We start from the raw sequence: 17126 nt of genomic DNA on the forward strand, positions 1-17126 counted from the left end.
TTGTTCGGCATCTGGTTCCCCACTCTTTGACCAATACGATCAAACGTCGATTTTAAAGCCGATCTTTGATGTGCCGTCGGCCCCACACAATTCTAAAAACATGATTCTATAGCATTTTCAAAGTATTGTGCAGTCCTCTACACAGCACGAGCCATCGGATCCGCAAAATTCGCTGTGACACAATGCTGTGCACCTTTGCGCGACGACGAAGCTTGGTGCGGGTTTACACCACCACTCTCAACGAAAAAACACTTGTCATTCGCCCTGAAGACAACGTGAGCACCAGATGTATCGACAGATTTGCCATGGCGTCGAGGCTGGATTGCGTCGACATCATCCAGCTCTGGTTAAAATATAGGATTTCACAAAATTGATGATCGTCAATTCTAATGCATGTCTCTTTAATTATATTTTAAATAAGAGTCCCTAAATGTGATGAATTACAAATACATTGTCCATGAAGGACTCTTCGCACCTGCTCGAGATAAAAATTTCTACTTGCACGTGCAAAAAACATCCCGATTTTCGAACAAATACAAAGCGAGAACCGATGTCTTTCTTGAACAATTCGAGCATCAAGCTAAAAATTCTCTCGGTGATCCTGCCCATCTGTCTGATCGGTGCGGGTGGTGTTGCTTATGTCGCAAAAAGCTATAGCGCTGCCGATAGCACTTATTCCGATTTCATTGCGACAGATACGGTGGCGGCAAACCAGATCGCTCGCTCGGTAACGTCATTGATGACGGTCGGCTACGACGTCTATCAGGCAATGACCTATGAAAAAGGCTCGGCTGAGGTCCAGGAAGTTTTACAGGACTATCAGGCAAGCAAGAAGAGTTTGCTGGAGCGGCTTGAAAGGGCAAAGGCTCTGACGCCCGAAAATGCCGGAGATCTTGATCGCTTCATGGGCGAGGCAAAAACAATTTTTGCGATGACCGATAAAGGGATTGAAGCCGCCGCGGGTGGCAATATCGAGCAAGCCAAGGCCGTGATGGCCAAAGCCGACCCAATGATCACAAAATGGCGCGTCAATTTGCGGAACTGGAACGATGAGAAAGCCAAAGCGCTCTTGAAAGACAGCGACGACATAACCGCCAATACCAACAGCACCATCTTCAGTGCTCTGCTCTCGCTGACTATTTTGTTCATCGCCGGTATTGCTGCAGCCCTTTACGTCGCATCGCGGGGAATCACAGGGCCGATCAATCGGCTTGCTGCGCGAATGGTAGCGCTGGCAAATGGTGAAACTGCGGAGAGCATCAGCGGCCTTGATCGGAAAGATGAAGTGGGACAGATGGCGCAAGCTGTGTCGGTGTTCCGCGACAATGCAATTGAACGTGTGCGACTGGAACGCGAAACCGAAGCCAACCGCAGCCTCTCCGAAAAAGAGCGTCTGGAGCGTGAACAACAAAAGGCAAAAGAAGCCGCAGACATTCAGTTTGCAGTCGATAACCTTGCCAGCGGTCTCTCGAGTCTGGCTGAAGGGGATGTGTCCTATCGCATTGGCCAGCCATTTACCGCCAATCTCGACCTTGTACGCGCCAATTTCAATGCCTCCGCAGAGAAGTTGCAACAAGCGCTGACGGGTGTTTTGCAAAATGCCCGCGCCATTGATGCTGGAGCCAATGAGATCAAATCTGCCGCAGACGATTTGGCCAAGCGCACAGAGCAACAGGCAGCATCGGTTGAAGAAACCGCAGCCGCCCTTGAAGAAATTACCACCACAGTGAAAGACAGCACCAACCGCGCGCAGGAGGCTGGCACGCTGGTGGCACGCACAAAGGCGGGGGCTGAAAAATCTGGCGAAGTGGTCCGCCGGGCCGTCATTGCCATGGAACAGATTGAAAAATCATCCAGCGAGATTTCCAATATCATCACCGTGATTGACGAGATCGCCTTCCAGACCAATCTTCTGGCGCTGAATGCCGGTGTTGAAGCCGCCCGCGCGGGGGAAGCTGGCAAGGGCTTTGCCGTGGTAGCCCAAGAGGTGCGCGAGCTTGCACAACGCTCCGCCAATGCTGCCAAAGACATCAAGGCCTTGATCAACACGTCCAACGCACAAGTGGAATCCGGCGTTCAACTGGTGGGTGAAACCGGCAAAGCTCTGGAAACCATCGTGTCGGAAGTGCAGGAAATCAACCGGCACGTCAGCGCGATTGTGGAGGCCGCTCATGAACAGTCCAGCGGCTTGCAGCAGATCAACACGGCCGTCAATCAGATGGATCAGGACACGCAGAAAAACGCGGCCATGGTGGAAGAATCCACCGCTGCCAGCCACAGCCTGGCCAGAGAAGTCGCATCCATGAACCAGCTTCTGTCGCAGTTCAAACTGTCCGGTGGCCAGTACGCACCAGCGGCAGTGCGCCCCGCACAAAGGGCAGACACCGCCGTGGTATCACCTGCGCGGGCGCTGGGCCGAAAGATTGCCAGTGCGTTTTCCGCCAAGACGGCACCATCGTCTTCTGCGTCTGCAGCAGCTGCCAACGCATCCTGGGAAGAGTTCTGAGATTTCAGCCATCCAGTGTGACCATGAAACCGGAGAGAGACACTCTCCGGTTTTCGCTTTCAGGAGGCCTTTGGAAGACAATCGTTAATCACGCTGAGAAACCGCTCTCCGGCGTCAGCCAAAATGCCAGAGTTATCAAGTGTGACAACATGATAGTCACCAACAATCTCCAGAGAACTGCGCTCAAGTCGGCGCAGGATTTCGTCCCGGTTTTCCCGCCCACGCGCCTCAAGCCGGTCGGCCAGAACATCTGCGGTGGCCGTCACGTTCACAACCGTCATCTGCGCAAATGCCCGCTGAAAGCACGGCAGGACAGAGCGGGAGCCGTTGGCAATCACCACATCGCCTCGCGACAGCCAAGAACAGGCATCCTGCGGGATACCATAGCTCAATCCATGCGCATCCCAATCCACGGCAAAACGGCCAGCGGCTTTCAGATCGTCAAATTCTGACGGTGTCGCCGCATTGTGATCTTCGCCGCCCGCATTGGCCGGGCGGGTAATGACCCGCTGCACAAAATGCACGTGAGGGTTTTCAGCAAAATGCTGCTTAGCATAGGCAATCAGACTGTCCTTGCCGGCACCGCTGGGGCCGACCACCACAATCATTCGACCCTTTTGCCCAACGCCGTCCTGTGTGTCTGCCATCACGCCACCCTTAGGCCCTGACGCCAGACGGAACGCACCACCGGCACGCCATGATCTCTCCGCACCCGCACCAGATCGGCGCGAAGGCCAAGGGCGATCCGGCCACGATCATCAAGGCTCACCGTGCGGGCCGGGGTTGCTGTGACCATGCTCAACGCCTGCGGCAGGCTGATATGCTCAAACCGATCGGCCAGAACAAAGGGCGCATGCAGCAGGCTGAGCGGAATATAATCGGATGACAGCACATCCAGAACCCCATTCTCGGCCAGATCGGTTGCGGCGATATTGCCAGAGTGAGAGCCGCCGCGCACCACATTGGGTGCGCCCATCAGCACGCTCATGCCAGCCTTATGGGAGGCTTTGGCGGCATCCATGCTGGTGGGAAATTCGGCCAGCTTCACGCCATGGCCCTTGGCCTCTTCCACATGCGCAAGCGTTGCATCATCATGACTTGCAACAGTGATGCCACGGGCGGCGCAAATCTCGGCCAAGGCGTCACGGTGTTTGGTGGAATAGCGGTTGGAAGCCGTCCGCCGGCTTTCAACGAAGCGCGCAAATTGCTCATCCGTCAGGCCGCGCTTGGTTTTGTAATAGAGCGTATATTGATCCATGGTTTGAAACTGACGTTGGCCCGGCGAATGGTCCATCAGCGACACAAGCCGCACATGCGGATCTTCGCGAAAATCCTCAAAATGTTGCAGCACATTTTCCGATGCCACTTCGCAGCGCAGGTGAATCAGGTGTTCAGCCCGCAAACGGTCATCTTTTTCGGCCGCTTGAATGGCATCGGCCATGTCGCGCATTTCACCATGCTCAAAGCCGCCGTCCTCGTCAGAGCCCATACGCAGACAATCAAACACCGTGGTAATGCCGGAGGTGACAATTTGGGCGTCGTGCGCCTGAATGGCTGCCGTTTTGTTCCAGCGCACGCCGGGACGTGGCGAATAATGCGATTCGAGATGATCCGTGTGCAGTTCCACAAGACCGGGGATCAGATAATCCCCGCCAAAATCCTCACCAACCCGGCTCACACCTTCAGAAATATCGACAATCAGACCGCCGCGCACCACAACGCTGCTGTTGGGCAAAAGCCGATCCTCAAGAACCACAGTGGCGTTGGAAAATACGGTTTCATTCGACATCGGACATCCTTCAATTTCCAGGACTTCGGGCCGCTCTGAGCGGTAACCATCTCAAGATTGTAAAGGGCGCGCCCCGGCTTTCCTCGACAAACAGGCCAAGGCCGGACACGGGCAGCGCGCCATGGGTGAAATCTGCAAAGGTATTTTCAAGCGCATCCCGCATCGCCGGGCTTTGTGCGGCATCCACCGGACCTGTTAGGGTCATGTGGAAGCGAAACTCTTCCATCACGTAAGGATAGCCCCATTGCTCCAGCAATTGCCGCTGACGCTCGGATAGTTTTTCGGGTTTGCGCCGCGCCATATCGGCATCAGATAAAGGGGCACGAAAGCGCTCGAAAAACTGCACGACCGAGGTGGTGAAATCCTGCAAGGCTGGATAGACCTGATCTGGCACCACGGCGAAAAATGGCCCAAGCTGACCAACAACCACCTTGGGAATATCAAATGCCACTGTGTTGGTGCAAAACTCCTGAAAGCCATCCATCAGGCTCTCTTGCGTCTCGCCATCTTTCAGGCTGAACGGCGCTTTCAAGGTGGCGTGAAAGCCGTAGCGGCGCGGCTCTGCCGTCAAGCCTTTGATCTCCTCTTGCGAAAAACCGGCAATCGGGGCCTGATCAATGCTTTCGTTAAAGAAGGCATCGCGACCCAGCCAGCTGCTGGCGGCAACGGTCAACGCATGCCCTTGAGGCGGAGTGAAATAAATGGCGTAACGCACGATAAAATATCCCGAAACAGGGTGGGAATCGAAAAGAGCAGGCGTTGAGAAGACCCCCTCGGAGAGGATAAATCAAGGCTGTTTCACTAGACAAATGCCGTGAAATATTGATGACAATATCACTCGAAATTATCGATTGGCTCCCATGAGCTTGGAGCGGATCATGTTGGAAATGCCGTCAAACAAAAACACCACCAGCAGGATCAGCAACACCATATAGCAGACATTTTCCCAGTTCTGATTGGTGCGCATGGCTTCCCACAGTTTCAGGCCAATGCCCCCTGCCCCAACCGCGCCAATAATGGTGGCGGAACGGGTGTTGGATTCCCAAAAATACAAAGCCTGCGATACAAACACCGGCAAGACTTGGGGAAGCACGCCAAAACGTTGCACATTCAAAGGCGATGCGCCCACCGATTTAATACCCTCGCGCTGCTTGTCATCGATGTTTTCCAGCGCTTCGGAATAGAGTTTTCCCAATGTGCCGGTGTCGGTGAAAAAGATGGCCGAGATGCCCGCAAGCGGCCCGGGGCCAAAAGCGCGGGTGAAAAACAGCGCCCAGATCAGCATATCGACTGAGCGTAAAAAGTCGAAGAAACGCTTGGTGATCTGATTGAGCGGTCTGTTGCGGGTGATATTGCGCGCGGCAATAAAGGACAATGGAAAGGACAGGATGGTGGCAAAGAGAGTGCCAACAAAGGCCATCACCAGTGTTTGCGCAAGCTTGGTCCATACATCCAGATGCTGCCACGACGGATTGTAGAGAATATCATTCCAGGCCAGAGACAGATTGGATTGGCTGGGATCAAGCCGCGCACCTGTGGTCACCAGGCCAAACACCTCGCTTGCCGATTTGCCAAAAAATGCCGAATTGGTATCGAAGAAAAAATTGGCCCAGCCAAAGAACCGATTGCGCACCCGCACACGATCGGAACTGATATCGGCCCAGCCATGCATGCCGAAATAGGCCATCACCCGCCCGCCGCGCTCACGTTGCTCGACCCATTGTGGCAGGGAGCCATTGGCCAGAACAGCGTCCGCTTTGCGATCAAGCGTCAACACGACTTTTTCAGAGCCGCGCACCAACACCACCTGCGACGGCGTCACCTCGACCGTGGCTTGCGCGCCAAGGCGCACCAATGCGTCAGTGATCACCTCTTCGCGGCGCGTTACGGGCGCAGTTTGCGCTTCAACCTCCGCCGTTTTCGGGGCAGCACTCATGAAGTTGAAGGCCGAGCTTTTGGCAGCCGGTGCCGGAGCGGTCGTGGCTGGGGCCTGCTCGGTGCGCGTCATCATCTCTTTTTTGGTCGTCAGCCAATCGGGATTGGGGTTTGGACCAATGGGATCGAAGCGCGAATAATTGATGCTCATCGCCCCGTCGGCATCAATATTGATCTCGGGGCGGATTTCATAGGACACCCAGTCGGCGACATAATTGCCGGCAATGCCCCAATTGGCCGTTGACATCACCTTGCCAACCGCAAAAAACCACCAGCAAAACACCAGATAGAGAAGAACGGCACCGACCACGAACGGCAATCGGTAGCGCTGCCAAAGGCTGCGGCGAAAGATTTCGGGATGCCTTGCGGCAATGCGATCCATTTCTGCGGCATCATACATGGTCATGGCAATTCCTCAGGCGACAGCGTGAAACGCTTGCTCACCAACGAGCTTGCGCCGCAACCAGGCCGAAAACTGATCAACAGCAATCACGGTGGACAACAGCAGAATGATAATGGCTATGGTTTTGGCGGCATGGCCCTGGCTGATCGACAGCCGCAGCGGCTCACCAATACCGCCGCCACCGACCGCACCAATAATGGTGGAGGCGCGCACATTGATTTCCAGCCGCATCAGGGCGTAGCTGATAAAATTGGGCATGACCTGCGGCACAATACCAAACCGCACCCGCTCCAACCAATTGCCACCCACGGCACGAAGCCCTTCATCCGGCTTCATATCGGCATTTTCAACCACTTCGAAAAATAGCTTGCCCAGCGCACCAATGGTGTGGACCGAAACGGCAATCATGGCCGGAATGGGACCAATCGACAGAATGGCAAGGCAAAACCCGGCAATGACCACTTCGGGAAAAGCGCGCAACAGCTCCATAAGCCTGCGCACCGGCCAGCGGATCCACCGACTGGGCATCATGTTGTTTGCTGCCATAAAGCTGAAGCAAAAGCCAAATAGGCCACCCAACAGGGTAGAGACGATGGCAATGTTCAGCGTCTCCAGCATTTTGTAGAAGTATTTCGGAATGTAGAAGTCGTGGGTAATATAGAGCCGACCTTCGGTATAGCTATATTTCAAACTGCCATCATCATAGGGTGATGGCAAATCAAACATCGCGCGCCAGATCTCCATGCCGTCACGCGGAATCAGCGTTTCGGTAAAATCCAGCACATGCGGCAGACGGTTTAAAAATTTGCCTGAATTGGTCTCATTGGCAAACCAGAGCGAGCCTGACAAGGCAAACAGCAGCACCAAAACCCCGATCAGCGTATAGAGCCGCCGGGTTTTGGCCAGCCCATTCCAGTGCTGCTCTATCAAGGCGGCACGGTCACTCAGCACAGGCAGTTTCGCAGATGGGCTCATCGGCTCTTCTTTGGCATCTGTTGGAAAAAAAGAGCCGCCGGTCACGATCCCCACCGGCGGCCAAGGTGTTTATGAAAAGCGATCAGCCGCCGATTGTGGCCTTGCGCGCATCAATCACAGGCTTGTAGAAATCGACATTCACGTCCGCATAGCCCTTGTAATCGCCGCCTTCGATAGCAGAGAAGCAAGCAGCATCGGTCTTTGGCAATGCCTTGAAGAAGGCTGTTACCTTGGCCTTCATCTCCGGGCTGATGGATGAGCGGATCACCAGCGGACCATTCGGGATCAGCGGCGACTTCCACAATTCAACCAGATCGGCCATGTTGAGAATGCCCTTGTCGACCATCTTGCGCAGGTTGCCGGATGTGTAACCATCCTTGAAATCGCCAACGCCGGAGCCAAAGGTGGTGCCAGCATCAAAAGTGCCCTTCAGCACTTCGAGAACCAGATTTTCATGGCCGCCGCCAAAACCGGTGGAGGCAACATAAGACTTCACCGGAACGCCACCGAGCGCTTCAGGCAGCGTCACAGTCGGGATCAGATAGCCAGAGGTGCTGTCTGGATCGGCAAAGCCGAGCTTCTTGCCCTTGATGTCTGTCACCTTGGTCATGCCGCTGTCCTTGCGGGCGACCATGATGGAATAGTAGCCCATGGAGCCGTCGGTCTGCACCGTGGTCAGAATTGGCTCAACTGCCTTTGGATTGGCCAGATAGGCCTTGGCATAGCCGGACGCACCAAGCTCTGCAAAATCCAGCGTGCCGCCGAGCAGACCTTGAATCACGCCATCATAATCGGAAGCCGGGAACATCGACACCTTCTCGAAGCCGAATTCCTTTTTCAGATCATCCGACAAGCACTGAAAGTTGCGCAGACGGTCGGCTTCGTTTTCACCACCCAGAATGCCGATACGGAATTCCTTGAGGTCTGCGGCAGCAGCAATGCCAGACAGCGACAACAGCGTCACAGAGGCAAGCAGGATCTTCTTCAACATGGTCTCTCTCCTGATTTTCCGGCTTTAAGCCGGTCACGTAGCTTTAGAAAAATTAAGCCTTTGACGCGGGCGGCGAACCTTATGCCTGAGCGATGCTCAATGGGCCGAGACCACCATGGTGGTGGGGGAGGATAGGGAATTGTCACTCGCGATTTTGGTGGCTGGCGTGCGAATGGCGGTCGAGGTCATGCTTTCGTCGATCTCATTGCCATCATGACCTGCGCCGTAAATCGCTCTTACGGCATCTGCATCAAGATCTTCCGGGCCACCATCAAACACAACACGACCACCTGACATGCCGATGATGCGCTCGCAATAGGCGCGCGCCGTATCCAGCGTATGCAGATTGGTGATCACGGTAATGCCTTCGCGCTCATTGATATCGCGCAACGAATCCATCACGATCTTGGCGTTCAGCGGGTCCAGCGAGGCAATAGGCTCATCGGCCAACAGCATTTTCGGGGCCTGCATCAAGGCGCGGGCGATGGCGACACGCTGCTGCTGGCCACCCGAAAGCGTGCCTGCGGCCTGCAGAGCCGTTTGCTCAATGCCCAGACGCTCCAGCGCCGCAATCGCCATAATCCGCTCTTCGCGGGTAAAAATACTCAAGAGGCTCAACAGGGTGGAGCGGTGATTGAGCCGTCCCAACATCACATTGGTCAACACATCGAGACGCGGAACCAGATTGAACTGCTGAAAGATCATGGCGCAATCGCGCTGCCAATGGCGCAAGGCTGCACCATGCAAGCGCGACACCTCAACCTCGCCAAAACGGATGGAGCCAGATGTGGGATCCGCCAGGCGATTGATCATGCGAAGCAATGTCGACTTCCCGGCACCAGAACGGCCAATAACGCCAACCATCTGACCATGCGGAATTGACAGCGAAACGCTATCCACTGCGGTCTTTTCACCGAAACGCCGCGTCACGTCCGTGAGTTCAAACTTCATTCTGCTTCTTCTTTTGGCTTCATGTCTTACCCAAGACCGTCTTACTGAAACCCGATGAAGTGGAAATGTCAGTTCTGTGAAATATTTATAAATGTATTTAGGGTTGTGAGCATCATACTTCAGAGAGAAAGAAGATCGTGCACCATCGGCAATCATGATTGCGATCGTGCACAGCCTTACATTTCATGACACTTCATCCGCCAATAATGGTTTTTCTTGCGTCAATGACCGGCTTGTAGAAATCTGAATTAACTTCGGTATAACCCTTGAAGTCACCACCTTGAATTGCAGAAAAGCAGGCGCGATCCTTTGTCGGCAGCGCCAGCATGAAGGCCTTGAACCTGGCCTTGAGGTCTGCGCTTAAAGCGGAGCGCACCACCAAAGGCGAGTTGGGAACCATGGGCGAGCGCCACAGCTCGACAAGATCATCCATATTGAGAATGCCCTTATCGACCATTTTTCGCAAATTGCCTGAAGTGTAGCCATCCTTGAAATTGCCGATGCCCGAACCGTAGGTCGTCCCGGCGTCAAATGTTCCCTTTAGAATTTCGAGGATCAGATTCTCATGGCCTCCGCCAAACCCGGTTGACGCCACATAATCTTTCACAGCCACCCCACCAAAAGCGGCTGGCAATGTCGCCAAGGGAATCAGATAGCCCGCTGTGGAGTCCGGATCAGAAAAGCCCAGTTTTTTGCCTTTCATGTCGGTGGCTTTGGTCATGCCGCTGTCTTTGCGCGCAACCATGATGGAATAATAGCCCATGGAGCCATCCACCTGAATGGTCGTCAAAATCGGCTCAACCGCCTTGGGATCCTTGAGATAGGTTTTCGCATAGCCCGATGCACCGATTTCCGCGTAATCAAGGGTGCCGCCCAGCAGCCCTTGAATCACGGCATCATAATCGGAGGCAGGAAAAAGTTTGACGTCTTCAAAGCCCAGGGCCGTCTTCAAATCATCGGCCAGGCACTGGTAATTGCGCAAGCGATCCGCTTCATTTTCGCCACCAATCAGGCCAATGCGGAATATTTTGGGGTCTTGCGCCTGCGCCGCCGAGTTCAACGCCAGAAGTGACGCGGTGACAAGCATTGCGATTTTCAACATCGATTTCTCACTCCATCACATCTTTTCCAACAAACGTGATGACAGCGTTACAGAAATCAAAAAAAATAAAACAAACCTGAAGTTATAAAAAAATTACGAAATAAATTTATAAATATGACTCTAACTCAATCTTCGATTTTGATGATTTTATATATCCAAATATATTTTTTAAATCAGAACGTCATCAAAGCTGAATCCTTTTCAGGACGCATATTTTAGCACAAATTCCTCGCCGCTCAGGGTGCGAAAATCAGCCAATGCGTGAAACAACTGTTCGTGCGACCAATCCCACCAGGCAAGCTTTTCCATAGCCGCTGCAACCTCAGGCGCAAAACGCGGCTTGATGGGCTTTGCGGGAACGCCACCCACGATGGTGTAAGGCTCCACCGATTTGGAAACCACGGCCCCGGCCCCAATCACGGCACCATTGCCAATGCGCACACCCGGCAGGATGGTGGCACCATGGCCAATCCAGACATCATGGCCAATCACCACGCGGTTTTCGCGCCGCCAGGCGAAGAAATCCTCTTCCATATCCGCGCCATCAAAATAATCGGCGGCGCGATAGGTAAAGTGGTGCAGCGTGGCCCGCCATGTCGGGTGATTGGTGGCATTGATGCGTACACTGGCGGCGATATTGGCAAATTTGCCAATGGTTGCGCACCAGATGGCCCCATCCTGCATGATATAGGAGTAATCGCCCATCTCCACCTCATCAAGGCGGCACCGCTCTGACACTTCGGTATAGCGGCCAAGGGTGGCGTTGTGCACGCTGGCGGTTGCGTGAATATAAGGGGTCAATCCCAGTTTTCGGCCAGGTTTACGGGTCATGCTGCCATCGTCCTTGGTGAAAATTGCGAAACATCCAAAATTGTATCAGCCACCAGCGCCCGCACTTCCTCGTCATGGAAAATGCCCAGCATGGCGACGCCCTCAGCCTTCTTCTGGCGGATCAGCTCCACCACCACGGCCCGGTTTTGCGCATCAAGCGACGCCGTTGGCTCGTCCAGCAGCAAGATAGAGTGATCGGTGATAAAGCCACGGGCGATATTGACCCGCTGCTGCTCGCCACCGGAGAAGGTGGCCGGTGGCAATTGCCACAGATCTTTCGGCAGGTTGAGGCGTGCCAGCAAATCAGAGGCGCGATTGCGAGCCTCTTCTTGTACCACGCCGCGCATGGTCAGAGGTTCTGCCACCACATCCAGCGCTGAGACGCGCGGAACGGTGCGCAAAAACTGGCTGACATAGCCCATGCTATCACGGCGTATCTCCAGAATAGTGCGTGGCTCAGTCTTGGCGAGGTCGACAATCGTGCCGTGATGCTTGACCAGAATCTGACCACTATCGACAACATAATTGCCGTAGAGCATTTTCAAGATCGAGCTTTTCCCCACGCCAGAGGGGCCGCCCAGCACGCTGCAGGTGCCACTGGCCACCGAAAAATTGACATTGCGCACCACCGGCAAAACCAGGCCATCACGCAGATGCATGGTGAAGCTTTTGCAAACGTCCGAAACAATAAGAGGTGTAGGCATGGTGTTTTTCCAATCAAACCTGCAGGATTGAAGACACGAGAAGCTGGGTGTAGGGCTGCTGCGGATCGTCCAGCACCCGGTCGGTCAGGCCGTGCTCGATCACCTGGCCATCCTTCATCACCATCATGCGGTGCGAAAGCAGACGGGCCACCGCCAGATCATGGGTGACAACAATGGCTGACAAGCCGAGATCGGCCACCAGCCCGCGCACCAGATCGAGCAATCTGGCCTGCACCGATACATCCAGCCCGCCGGTCGGCTCATCCATGAACACAAGCCGTGGGCTGGTCACCAGATTGCGGGCGATTTGCAGGCGCTGGCGCATACCACCGGAAAAGGCGCGTGGCTGGTCATCAATGCGGTCTGCGGCAATTTCCACCCGCTCCAGCCAATCCGTAGCGGTTGCGCGAATGCGGCCGTAATGACGATCACCGATCGCCATCAGGCGCTCGCCGACATTGGCCCCGGCCGACACCGTCATGCGCAGGCCATCGGCCGGGTTTTGATGCACAAAGCCCCAATCGGTGCGCATCAAAAAGCGGCGCTCGGCCTCACTCATATGGTAAAGGTCGCGATATTGACCATCACGCATATGATATTCGACGCTGCCGGTGGTCGGCATCAACCGGGTCGAGAGGCACGACAGCAGCGTGGTTTTGCCAGAGCCGGATTCGCCAACAATGGCCAGCACTTCGCCCGGCCACAAGTCAAACGACACCTGGGCGCAGCCGGTGCGGCGGCCATAATATTTGGACAGGTCACGGACCTTCAACAGCGGTTGATCGCTCATGCTACAATCTCCCCGCCCGAAACCCGAGCAACCAAAGCCTCATCTGCCAGCATCTCACCACGATGGCCGTTGGCGCGCCGATCCTCGCAGTGATCGGTGTCGGAGCAGACAAACATCCGCCCGCCCCTGTCATCCAGAATAACCTCATCGAGATAGACATTATGGGCACCACACAGCGCGCAGGGCTTATCAAAGCTCTGGACTTCAAACGGATGATCCTCAAAATCGAGGCTGACCACCTGCGTGTAAGGCGGCACCGCATAAATGCGCTTTTCGCGACCTGCGCCAAACAGCTGCAAAGCCTCGGACATATGCATTTTCGGATTGTCAAACTTCGGCGTTGGCGATGGGTCCATCACATAGCGGCCCGCCACTTTCACCGGATAGGCGTAGGTGGTGGCAATGCGGCCATTGCGGGCGATATCCTCATAGAGCTTCACATGCATAAGGCCATATTCGGCCAAAGCGTGCATTTGCCGGGTCTCAGTCTCGCGCGGCTCCAGAAAGCGCAAAGGTTCGGGGATTGGTACCTGATAGACCAGCACCTGCCCCTCGCTCAACGTTTCCTCAGGAATGCGGTGGCGGGTCTGGATGATGGTGGCATCCCTGGTGTGGGTGGTGACTGCCACGTTGGCGACCTTTTGGAAAAAGGCGCGGATCGAGACGGCATTGGTGGTGTCGTCGGCACCCTGATCGATCACCTTGAGCACATCATCCGGGCCTAGAATGGCAGCGGTGACCTGCACGCCGCCGGTGCCCCAGCCGTAGGGCATGGGCATTTCGCGGCTGGCAAACGGCACCTGATAGCCCGGAATAGCGATGGCTTTGAGAATAGCCCGGCGGATCATCCGCTTGGTCTGTTCATCCAGATAAGCAAAATTATATTTTGCTAAATCAGCAGTTCTTGGAACTTCTGTAATCATTTTGCGTTACCTTCTGGCAAACAAAAAACAGGGAGAAGACTCATGGAAATCGAAATGATGTTCGCCATCTTCATCGCCCTTATGCTCGGTATGACGACGCTTTGTGCCTTCTGGTATGCAGACCACGATTGAGAGCCCGTCCCAGAATCGACAATTCTTGAACAGGCTCATTCTGCGGCCTCACGAACACTTTGCTTCGATTGATCATGTTCAGCGCGCATGCGGCGCACCAGATCCAGCTCGGCCTGAAAATCTACATAATGGGGCAGTTTCAAATGCTCCACGAAGCCGGTGGCTTGCACATTGTCACAATGGGAAATGACGAACTCTTCGTCTTGCGCCGGTGCTGTGATGTCTTCACCAAGCTCGGTTGCCCGCAACGCACGATCCACCAGTGCCATGGCCATGGCCTTGCGCTCGCTTTGGCCAAACACCAGCCCGTAGCCACGGGTAAATTGCGGCGGGGCCGCACTTGAGCCTTTGAACTGGTTGACCATCTGGCATTCGGTGACCCGGATGCGGCCAAGCGAGACAGCAAAGCCAAGCTCTGGCACATCGAACTCAACCTCCACCTCCCCCATGCGAATTTCGCCGGCAAAAGGATGCGTGCGGCCATAACCGCGCTGGGTGGAATAGGCCAGCGCCAGCAAAAAGCCCTCATCGCCACGCGCCAGCGTTTGCAGCCGCAAATCCCGCGGCATGGGAAAATTGGTGGGCTCGCGGGTGATGTCACCAGCAATGTGATCTTCCGGCAATTCGCCATCAGCCTCTATCAGGCCCTCGCTGGCCAGAATATCCGAGACCCGCATGACCGGCTCGCCATCGCCAGGTTTTTGCGCCGGGGCCTCCACGGTCTCCTCGTCCAGCAAGGATGGGTCGAGCAAACGGTGGGTATAATCAAAGGTTGGCCCCAGAAGCTGCCCGCCGGGCAGATCCTTATAGGTGGCGGAAATGCGCCTCTCGACCTGCATGGAACCAGTCTCAACCGGATTTGACAATCCCAGACGCGGCAGCGTGGTGCGATAGGCCCGCAGCAGAAAAATCGCTTCGATCATATCGCCGCGCGCCTGCTTGATGGCAAGGGCGGCCAGCTTTTCATCATAGAGCGAGGCTTCTGCCATCACCCGCGCCACAGCCAGCGACAATTGCGACAAAATTTGCTCCACGGTGAGCGCTGGCAAGGATCGATCCCCGCGGCGGCGATCGGCCAGCAGGTGATGGGCATTGGCAATGGCGGTTTCGCCACCTTTTACAGCAACATACATGGCTTAGGACTCCTTGAGCGAGATGGTGCAGCTGCGCGGCAGGCCGATGAGATCACAGCCCGATGTCAAAATCAGATCGATCCCACGGGGAAACTGCTGATGGTTTTCCTGCCATTGCAGCAAAAAGCTCTCGGGAAGACCGCGCGGCGCAATCACCGCCTGCTCCTTGATGCCGGGGCCGCGCAAAATCAGCTCCGGCCCGCCGGTCAGCGACGGCAGCTCCACCACCAATGTTGTCGATCGGTCTGGATAATCCTGACTGCCCAACGCGAAGGCATGAAAGGTCAGGCGCAATGTTCCCGCCTCCAGAAAGGCGAACTGACACTCGCTCTTTTCTTCCACCAGCCGCGCACCGGTGTGAAAGCCAATCCAGGCACCAACCGGGCTTTTGGCAAGGCCGCTACTTAACCAGACGCCAACATCATGATCACACAGCGTCAAGGCAATGGCTCCTTGTGCGTGGCCGAGACCAGCGGGCGGCGTGAGCGGACGATCAACGGTTTGCCGAAGACCCGGCCGCGCCATGGCATCCATCACGGCGCGAAACACCGCTTGCGTGTCAAACACCGGATCGGCAAAGCCGCCCAGCAAGCTCTCATGACTGATGACATTCTCTGGATTCATCGACATCAATCCTCTCCTCGCACCATGGTGAAGAAATCGACTTTGGTAGCCGCCACTTCACGCGCCCGTACCTCGTCAGCAGCAGCAATGCGGCTTTCGATCTTGCCAAGAAGCGCCTCAATCTGCGGACGATATTCGCCCTGCTGCCAAAGCGCGTCGAAAATGGCAGAAAGCTTTGCCTTTTCTTTCAAAGTTCCCAGCGCGTGGGCATGACCAATGATGCCGGATTTCAAGCGGCAGGTGGCACGGGTGGCTGTGACTTCGCCGAGATTGAAAGCCGCACCGCCGCCGCCAATGCGACCGCGCACCATCACCAGACCCGTTTCGGGACCCCGCAAAAATTCGGCTTCGGGCTTTTCCGGTAGCGTTTGCCAGAGGGCATGTAGCTCCTCCAGCGTTGATTGAGCCAGAAGGTCAACGGACCGTTTGCGGGCCGTTTGATCTGGCGCTGCATTGTTCGCCATAACAACCATAAACGTCACTCCAAATGTCTATTAATATAGACAACCATACAAATTAAGACTATAGATAACTATCTGCAATGACAAGCGTGTGACATGACCGGATCAAAAAGCCTGCCCCATCAAACAGCCCCAAAACAGACCATCCAAAGACAGACCGGGGTGGCGCTCTGGCGTCAGATTGCGGATCGTATCCGCGTCGCAATCAGCGATGGCATTTATGATGCAACTGGCATGGTGCCGCCGGAGGCCGTGCTGGCGGCCGAATTCGAGGTCAATCGCCACACGGTGCGCAGCGCGCTGGCCGCTCTCGCACAGGAAGGCATTGTGCGCGCCGTGCAAGGGCGCGGCACCCTGATTGAGCGGCGCGACCGCATCACCTTTCCCATCTCCAAGCGCACGCGCTTTACGCCCGGCATTGGCGATCAGGCCCGTATTCTGGAGGGATTGTTGCTGGAAAGCGCCCATGAGCCTGCAACGCTTGAGCTGGCCGCCCATCTCAAACTCAAGCCGGGAGAGAAAGTGATCCGCATGGAGGGCCTGCGCAAGGCCGATGGCCAGCCGGTGTCACGCTCAACCAGCTGGTTTCCGGCCAAGCGCTTTACCGGGATAGACGATGCCTATCGCGCAACCGGCTCGGTCACCGCAGCCTTTGCCGCCTGCGGCCTTGCCGATTATTTGCGGATCAAAACCGAAGTGAGCGCTGTGCATGCCGACCCCAGCGACCGGCAGGAGCTAGGCCTTTCGCCGGGTGCCATTGTGCTGGTGACCAAAGCGCTCAACGCCGACCCCGATGGCGTGCCGGTGCAATACGCCGTCACACGCTTTCCGGCTGATCGGGTGCAGTTTACCATTGAGAATTGATGCGGTTTAAGC

The 17126-nt window shown here is 55.5% G+C and carries 17 protein-coding genes; 2 read left to right on the forward strand and 15 right to left on the reverse strand.

Features of this window, described 5'->3' with window-relative positions:
- Positions 1–550: 550 nt before the first annotated feature.
- A complete protein-coding gene (locus BJF95_RS09190; RefSeq protein ID WP_075639147.1) occupies positions 551–2506 on the forward strand; it encodes a methyl-accepting chemotaxis protein in 1956 nt (651 codons plus the stop codon).
- Between the two features lie 59 nt (positions 2507–2565).
- Here BJF95_RS09190 and phnN read toward each other — a convergent pair whose 3' ends face one another.
- The 15 genes from phnN to phnG all read right to left on the reverse strand — a co-directional run bounded on the left by phnN (position 2566) and on the right by phnG (position 16262).
- Positions 2566–3153, reverse strand: a complete 588-nt coding sequence (gene phnN, locus BJF95_RS09195; protein ID WP_075639148.1) for a phosphonate metabolism protein/1,5-bisphosphokinase (PRPP-forming) PhnN — start codon at positions 3151–3153, stop codon at positions 2566–2568.
- On the reverse strand, positions 3153–4295 hold the full coding sequence (locus BJF95_RS09200) for an alpha-D-ribose 1-methylphosphonate 5-triphosphate diphosphatase (protein ID WP_075639149.1): 1143 nt from the start codon (positions 4293–4295) through the stop codon (positions 3153–3155). Before BJF95_RS09200 ends, phnN begins: the two co-directional genes overlap by 1 nt.
- Before the next feature lie 10 nt (positions 4296–4305).
- On the reverse strand, positions 4306–5010 hold the full coding sequence (locus tag BJF95_RS09205) for a DUF1045 domain-containing protein (protein ID WP_075639150.1): 705 nt from the start codon (positions 5008–5010) through the stop codon (positions 4306–4308).
- A 129-nt stretch (positions 5011–5139) separates the two neighbouring features.
- A complete protein-coding gene (phnE, locus tag BJF95_RS09210; RefSeq protein ID WP_075639151.1) occupies positions 5140–6636 on the reverse strand; it encodes a phosphonate ABC transporter, permease protein PhnE in 1497 nt (498 codons plus the stop codon).
- Between the two features lie 9 nt (positions 6637–6645).
- Positions 6646–7608 (reverse strand): phosphonate ABC transporter, permease protein PhnE, encoded by a 963-nt coding sequence (gene phnE / locus BJF95_RS09215; RefSeq protein WP_075639362.1) that lies wholly within the window; start codon positions 7606–7608, stop codon positions 6646–6648.
- Positions 7609–7690: 82 nt separating this feature from the next.
- The gene (gene phnD / locus BJF95_RS09220; protein ID WP_075639152.1) at positions 7691–8599 is read right to left on the reverse strand and encodes a phosphonate ABC transporter substrate-binding protein; all 909 of its coding nucleotides are present in this window, start codon (positions 8597–8599) and stop codon (positions 7691–7693) included.
- Between the two features lie 96 nt (positions 8600–8695).
- On the reverse strand, positions 8696–9550 hold the full coding sequence (gene phnC, locus BJF95_RS09225; RefSeq protein ID WP_075639153.1) for a phosphonate ABC transporter ATP-binding protein: 855 nt from the start codon (positions 9548–9550) through the stop codon (positions 8696–8698).
- Positions 9551–9743: 193 nt separating this feature from the next.
- Positions 9744–10652, reverse strand: a complete 909-nt coding sequence (gene phnD, locus BJF95_RS09230) for a phosphonate ABC transporter substrate-binding protein (RefSeq protein WP_075639154.1) — start codon at positions 10650–10652, stop codon at positions 9744–9746.
- A gap of 201 nt (positions 10653–10853) precedes the next feature.
- Positions 10854–11483, reverse strand: coding sequence for a DapH/DapD/GlmU-related protein (locus BJF95_RS09235; RefSeq protein WP_075639155.1), 630 nt, complete (start codon positions 11481–11483; stop codon positions 10854–10856).
- Complete coding sequence (gene phnL / locus BJF95_RS09240; RefSeq protein WP_075639156.1) at positions 11480–12187, reverse strand: phosphonate C-P lyase system protein PhnL; 708 nt, start codon at positions 12185–12187, stop codon at positions 11480–11482. Before phnL ends, BJF95_RS09235 begins: the two co-directional genes overlap by 4 nt.
- A gap of 13 nt (positions 12188–12200) precedes the next feature.
- Entirely contained in the window at positions 12201–12977 is a 777-nt protein-coding gene (gene phnK, locus BJF95_RS09245) for a phosphonate C-P lyase system protein PhnK (protein WP_075639157.1), read from the reverse strand.
- The gene (locus BJF95_RS09250) at positions 12974–13900 is read right to left on the reverse strand and encodes an alpha-D-ribose 1-methylphosphonate 5-phosphate C-P-lyase PhnJ (RefSeq protein ID WP_075639158.1); all 927 of its coding nucleotides are present in this window, start codon (positions 13898–13900) and stop codon (positions 12974–12976) included. Before BJF95_RS09250 ends, phnK begins: the two co-directional genes overlap by 4 nt.
- Positions 13901–14067: 167 nt before the next feature.
- Positions 14068–15165 carry a carbon-phosphorus lyase complex subunit gene (locus tag BJF95_RS09255; protein ID WP_075639159.1) on the reverse strand — a complete coding sequence of 366 codons (1098 nt, stop codon included), beginning with the start codon at positions 15163–15165 and terminating at the stop codon, positions 14068–14070.
- Between the two features lie 3 nt (positions 15166–15168).
- Positions 15169–15795: a phosphonate C-P lyase system protein PhnH gene (gene phnH, locus BJF95_RS09260; RefSeq protein WP_075639160.1), complete on the reverse strand. Its 627-nt coding sequence runs from the start codon at positions 15793–15795 to the stop codon at positions 15169–15171.
- Positions 15795–16262: a phosphonate C-P lyase system protein PhnG gene (gene phnG, locus BJF95_RS09265; protein WP_075639161.1), complete on the reverse strand. Its 468-nt coding sequence runs from the start codon at positions 16260–16262 to the stop codon at positions 15795–15797. The genes phnH and phnG overlap by 1 nt, the downstream gene beginning before the upstream one ends.
- Before the next feature lie 84 nt (positions 16263–16346).
- On the opposite strand from phnG, the gene phnF reads away from it, so the two are divergent.
- A complete protein-coding gene (gene phnF / locus BJF95_RS09270) occupies positions 16347–17114 on the forward strand; it encodes a phosphonate metabolism transcriptional regulator PhnF (RefSeq protein WP_075639162.1) in 768 nt (255 codons plus the stop codon).
- Positions 17115–17126: the final 12 nt, after the last annotated feature.

Source organism: Rhizobium oryziradicis (assembly GCF_001939045.1).
Taxonomy (GTDB): domain Bacteria; phylum Pseudomonadota; class Alphaproteobacteria; order Rhizobiales; family Rhizobiaceae; genus Allorhizobium; species Allorhizobium oryziradicis.

Coding starts and splice junctions, on each gene's coding strand:
- BJF95_RS09190 (WP_075639147.1), top strand. CDS start 551: ATGTCTTTCTTGAACAATTCGAGCATCAAGCTAAAAATTCTCTCGGTG.
- phnN (WP_075639148.1), bottom strand. CDS start 3,153: ATGGCAGACACACAGGACGGCGTTGGGCAAAAGGGTCGAATGATTGTG.
- BJF95_RS09200 (WP_075639149.1), bottom strand. CDS start 4,295: ATGTCGAATGAAACCGTATTTTCCAACGCCACTGTGGTTCTTGAGGAT.
- phnE (WP_075639151.1), bottom strand. CDS start 6,636: ATGACCATGTATGATGCCGCAGAAATGGATCGCATTGCCGCAAGGCAT.
- phnE (WP_075639362.1), bottom strand. CDS start 7,608: ATGAGCCCATCTGCGAAACTGCCTGTGCTGAGTGACCGTGCCGCCTTG.
- phnD (WP_075639152.1), bottom strand. CDS start 8,599: ATGTTGAAGAAGATCCTGCTTGCCTCTGTGACGCTGTTGTCGCTGTCT.
- phnC (WP_075639153.1), bottom strand. CDS start 9,550: ATGAAGTTTGAACTCACGGACGTGACGCGGCGTTTCGGTGAAAAGACC.
- phnD (WP_075639154.1), bottom strand. CDS start 10,652: ATGTTGAAAATCGCAATGCTTGTCACCGCGTCACTTCTGGCGTTGAAC.
- BJF95_RS09235 (WP_075639155.1), bottom strand. CDS start 11,483: ATGACCCGTAAACCTGGCCGAAAACTGGGATTGACCCCTTATATTCAC.
- phnL (WP_075639156.1), bottom strand. CDS start 12,187: ATGCCTACACCTCTTATTGTTTCGGACGTTTGCAAAAGCTTCACCATG.
- phnK (WP_075639157.1), bottom strand. CDS start 12,977: ATGAGCGATCAACCGCTGTTGAAGGTCCGTGACCTGTCCAAATATTAT.
- BJF95_RS09250 (WP_075639158.1), bottom strand. CDS start 13,900: ATGATTACAGAAGTTCCAAGAACTGCTGATTTAGCAAAATATAATTTT.
- BJF95_RS09255 (WP_075639159.1), bottom strand. CDS start 15,165: ATGTATGTTGCTGTAAAAGGTGGCGAAACCGCCATTGCCAATGCCCAT.
- phnH (WP_075639160.1), bottom strand. CDS start 15,795: ATGTCGATGAATCCAGAGAATGTCATCAGTCATGAGAGCTTGCTGGGC.
- phnG (WP_075639161.1), bottom strand. CDS start 16,262: ATGGTTGTTATGGCGAACAATGCAGCGCCAGATCAAACGGCCCGCAAA.
- phnF (WP_075639162.1), top strand. CDS start 16,347: ATGACCGGATCAAAAAGCCTGCCCCATCAAACAGCCCCAAAACAGACC.